This window comes from Rhodoplanes roseus (assembly GCF_003258865.1).
In the GTDB taxonomy this organism is placed as follows: Bacteria; Pseudomonadota; Alphaproteobacteria; order Rhizobiales; family Xanthobacteraceae; genus Rhodoplanes; species Rhodoplanes roseus.
In genome coordinates this window covers 9,722-13,714 of the sequence record NZ_NPEX01000155.1, presented here as the reverse complement: position 1 = coordinate 13,714, position 3,993 = coordinate 9,722, and the positions used below count along the sequence as shown (strand labels likewise).

The window sequence follows — 3,993 nt, the reverse complement described above, 5'->3', positions numbered from 1 at the left end:
CGCCCGCCACCGGCACGGCCGGCCCGGAGGGCCGTACGCCGCCGCCGGACGCGACGCCCGCGACCGAGGATCTCGATCCGGACTGAACCGCAGCCACGGACTCCGGGCGCGGCCTAGGTGGCGTGGGGATCGTCGCCGCACCCACCGACTCCTCGTGGTGAGGAGCGCTCCTCGAGGAGCGTGTCTCGAACCATGCGGCGATCGACGCCGGCGTCAGCCGCCCTGGGCATGACGATAGGACGTCGGGATCGGCCGAGCTCGGCGGGCCACGTCCTTCGAGACGCCGCCTTCGGCGGCTCTTCAGGACGAGGGCGGAGGGAGAGCCGGCCGCTCTCGGCGGCTCTCAGCGGCTCACCCGGCCCGCGGCTCTCGGCGGCTCACCCGGCGCGGCTCTCGGCGGAGTACCCCGCACGCGGCTCTTGGTCGGATGACCGGCTCAGTACCGCCGCATCAGGCCGACCAGCTTGCCCTGGATGCGCACCCGGTTGGGGGGAAGGATGCGCACCTCGTAGGACGAGTTGGCGGGCTCCAGCGCGATCGAGGCGCCGCGGCGGCGGAAGCGCTTGAGCGTCGCCTCCTCCTCGTCGACCAGGGCCACCACGATGTCGCCCGTCTCGGCGTTCTCGGAGCGGCGGATCAGCGCGATGTCGCCGTCGAGAATCCCGGCCTCGATCATCGAGTCGCCACGCACCTCGAGGGCGAAATGGTCGCCGGCGCTGAGCATCTCGGGCGGCACGTTGACGATGGAGCTCTTGGTCTGGATCGCCTCGATGGGGGTGCCGGCGGCGATCCGGCCCATGACCGGCACGGCGACGGGCCGGGCCGAATCCTCCTCCTGCACCGGGGCGGGGCGGACGCGGCCCAGATTGCCCTCGATGACGCTCGGCGTGAAGCCGCGCGCGCGTTGCGCCGCGACGACCCCGTGACCGACCGATTCGGGCAGCTTGATCACCTCGATGGCGCGCGCCCGGTTGGGTAGGCGGCGGATGAAGCCGCGCTCCTCCAGCGCCGTGATCAGCCGGTGGATGCCGGACTTGGACCGCAGGTCGAGCGCGTCCTTCATCTCGTCGAAGGACGGCGGAACGCCGCTTTCCTTCAGGCGCTCGTGGATGAACCGCAACAGCTCGAACTGCTTCCGCGTCAGCATTCGTCGTCCCCCGGGGCTCGCTCGGGCAGTTCACCCGACGTGCCTAAACAAATCATGAACATACCGTATATGTTCGATATGTGTTCCGCAACCCTTTAATGTCCAGTGAAGAACTCGACGGACCGCCCAGAGAAACAGTTAGGCCTAAGAAATCGGCGAAACGCCGCGCCCATCGGAGGTCGATCCGGGCCTCCGGCGGGCGCCCCGCACGGCCCAGGGCGCCTCGGTCGCTCACGCCGGCAGGCGAATCACCCGGCACGGCCCGCCGGCCGTCACCGCCGGAGCGTGCGGGGGGCGCACCAGCAGCCCGCCGGCGAGGCCGAGCGGGGCGAGCAGCGAGGAATCCTGGTCGGTGACCGGGGTCGCCACCAGCCGCCCCTCGGGGTCGCTGGCGAGCGTCGCGCGCAGATAGTCGGTGCGCTCGTCGTTGGGCTTCAGGTCGGCGCCGGCAACCGCGACCTCGTCGGCGAGCGAGAGATCGTCGCGGCCCTGCAGGCGGCGCAGCAGCGGCACCAGGAACAGCACCGCGGTGACGAAGGACGACACCGGATTGCCGGGCAGGCCCAGCACGTGAATGTCGCCGAGGCGCCCGCTCATCAGCGGCCGGCCCGGCCGCATGGCGATCTTCCAGAACGCCAGCGCCATGCCCTCGGCGGCCAGCGCCTTCTGCACCAGGTCGTAGTCGCCGACCGAGGCGCCGCCCGTCGTCACCAGCACGTCGACCTTCTCGGCGCGGGCGCGTCGGATCGCCGCGACGGTCTCGTCCAGCCGGTCCGGCACGATGCCGAGATCGAGCGTCTCGGCCCCCTCGCTGCGGGCGAGCGCGCCGATGGCGAAGCCGTTGGAGTAGACGATGCGGCCGGGTCCGGGCTCGGTGCCGGGCGGCACCAGCTCGTCGCCGGTGGCGAGCAGGCCGACGCGCGGCCGCCGATGCACCGGCACGGCCGGGTGGTTCATGGCCGCCGCGAGCGCGAGATCCCGCATCGTCAACTTTCGGCCGCGATGCAGCAGCACCGAGCCGGCGGCGAAGTCGCGGCCTTTGCGGCGGACGTGGCGGCCCGGCAGGCTGGCGGCCCCGAACACCACGGTGTCGCCGTCGCGGGTCGCGTTCTCCTGCACCACGACGGTGTCGGCGCCGGCCGGCATCACGCCGCCCGTGAAGATGCGGGCCGCCTCGCCGGGCCCGACCGTGCCGTCGAACGGCCGGCCGGCCGGCACCTCGCCGATCACCGTCAGCCGCGCATTCGGCGCCGTCACGTCGGCGGCCCGCACCGCATAGCCGTCCATGGCCGAGAGGTCGTCAGGCGGCTGGGTGCGCAGCGCGGCGAGATCGGCGGCCAGCACGCGGCCGTGGGCCTGCGCCAGCGGCGCGCTCTCGCCCGGCAGCGGGGCGGCGTGCTCGACCACGCGAAACAGCGCGTCGGCGACCGACAGGGGCGCGGCCATCAGGCGTCTCCGGCGTCGGTTACGACTGGGTCGGCGCGGAAATGGCCGGACTTGCCGCCCTGCTTCTCCAAGAGCCGCACGCCCTCGATGCGCATGCCGCGCTCCACCGCCTTGACCATGTCGTAGATGGTCAGGCAGGCGACCGAGACGGCGGTCAGCGCCTCCATCTCGACGCCGGTCTGGCCGCCGACCTGCACGGTCGCGACGACGCGCAGGCCGGGCAGGGCGGTGTCGGGCGTGATCTCCACCTCGGCCTTGGTGATCATCAGCGGATGGCAGAGCGGGATCAGCTCGTGCGTCTTCTTGGCCGCCATGATGCCGGCGACCCGGGCGACGCCGAGCACGTCGCCCTTCTTGGCGTCGCCGCGCAGCACGAGGTCGAGCGTCTGCGCCGACATCACGACGCGGCCTTCGGCGACCGCGACGCGCTTGGTCACGGCCTTGTCGGAGACGTCGACCATGCGGGCCTCGCCGCGCGCGCCGATGTGGGTGAGCTGCGGCTCGTCCGTCATGGGGGTGTCCAGGAGCAAGGGTTATTCGGCCGCCGGGGCCGCCGCGTCGCCGCGGCCGAGCAGGGTGCGGGTCGCCGCCGCCACGTCGGCCTGGCGCATCAGGCTCTCGCCGATCAGATAGGTCGAGATGCCGACGCGGGCGAGACGGGCGAGGTCGGCGGGCGTGAAGATGCCGCTCTCGCCGACCAGCACGCGATCCTTCGGCACCAGCGGCGCGAGGCGCTCGGCGACCTCGAGCCGGGTCTCGAAGGTCTTGAGGTCGCGGTTGTTGATGCCGAGCAGGCGCGAGGACAGCTTCAGGGCGCGCTCCAGCTCGGCCTCGTCATGGACCTCCACCAGCACGTCCATGCCGTGCTCGGTCGCCGCCTCCTCGAGGTCGCGCGCCGTGGCGTCGTCGACGCCCGCCATGATGATCAGGATGCAGTCGGCGCCGAGCGCCCGCGCCTCGACCACCTGGTAGGTGTCGTAGAGGAAGTCCTTGCGCAGCACCGGCAGCGCCGCGGCGGCGCGCGCCGCGACCAGGTGGTCGCCACGGCCCTGGAAGCTCGGGCCGTCGGTCAGCACCGACAGGCAGGTCGCGCCACCGGTCTCGTAGGCGCGGGCCAGCGCCGGCGGATCGAACTCGGCCCGGATCAGGCCGCGCGACGGGCTCGCCTTCTTGATCTCGGCGATCAGCGCCGGCTGGTGGCGCGACAGCCGCCGCTCGATGGCGCGCAGGAAACCGCGCGGCGGAGAGGCCGCCTTGGCGATCTCGGCCACCGCCGCGAGCGGATGCGCCCGCTTCGCCGCGGCGATCTCGGTGCGCTTGTAGGCTTCGATCTTCTGCAGGATGTCGGCCATCGGGCTCACCCGTCCCCTTCAGTCATTCCGGGGCGCGGGCAAAGCCCG

At 72.6% G+C, this 3,993-nt stretch carries 4 protein-coding genes; all 4 read right to left on the bottom strand.

Translation table 11 applies throughout. From position 1 onward, the window contains the following. Positions 1-436: 436 nt before the first annotated feature. The 4 genes from lexA to trpC all read right to left on the bottom strand — a co-directional run bounded on the left by lexA (position 437) and on the right by trpC (position 3,945). A complete protein-coding gene (gene lexA, locus CH341_RS19745) occupies positions 437-1,147 on the bottom strand; it encodes a transcriptional repressor LexA (RefSeq protein ID WP_111420700.1) in 711 nt (236 codons plus the stop codon). Between the two features lie 231 nt (positions 1,148-1,378). Then, on the bottom strand, positions 1,379-2,593 hold the full coding sequence (locus CH341_RS19740) for a molybdopterin molybdotransferase MoeA (protein WP_111420699.1): 1,215 nt from the start codon (positions 2,591-2,593) through the stop codon (positions 1,379-1,381). Further along, the gene (moaC, locus tag CH341_RS19735; RefSeq protein ID WP_111420698.1) at positions 2,593-3,105 is read right to left on the bottom strand and encodes a cyclic pyranopterin monophosphate synthase MoaC; all 513 of its coding nucleotides are present in this window, start codon (positions 3,103-3,105) and stop codon (positions 2,593-2,595) included. Before moaC ends, CH341_RS19740 begins: the two co-directional genes overlap by 1 nt. A 21-nt stretch (positions 3,106-3,126) precedes the next feature. Beyond that, positions 3,127-3,945, bottom strand: coding sequence for an indole-3-glycerol phosphate synthase TrpC (gene trpC, locus CH341_RS19730; RefSeq protein WP_111420697.1), 819 nt, complete (start codon positions 3,943-3,945; stop codon positions 3,127-3,129). Between the last annotated feature and the right edge of the window lie 48 nt (positions 3,946-3,993).

What these genes read in the sequence shown, in the direction of transcription:
- moaC (WP_111420698.1), bottom strand. Translation starts at nt 3,105, where the DNA reads ATGACGGACGAGCCGCAGCTCACCCACATCGGCGCGCGCGGCGAGGCC.
- lexA (WP_111420700.1), bottom strand. Translation starts at nt 1,147, where the DNA reads ATGCTGACGCGGAAGCAGTTCGAGCTGTTGCGGTTCATCCACGAGCGC.
- trpC (WP_111420697.1), bottom strand. Translation starts at nt 3,945, where the DNA reads ATGGCCGACATCCTGCAGAAGATCGAAGCCTACAAGCGCACCGAGATC.
- CH341_RS19740 (WP_111420699.1), bottom strand. Translation starts at nt 2,593, where the DNA reads ATGGCCGCGCCCCTGTCGGTCGCCGACGCGCTGTTTCGCGTGGTCGAG.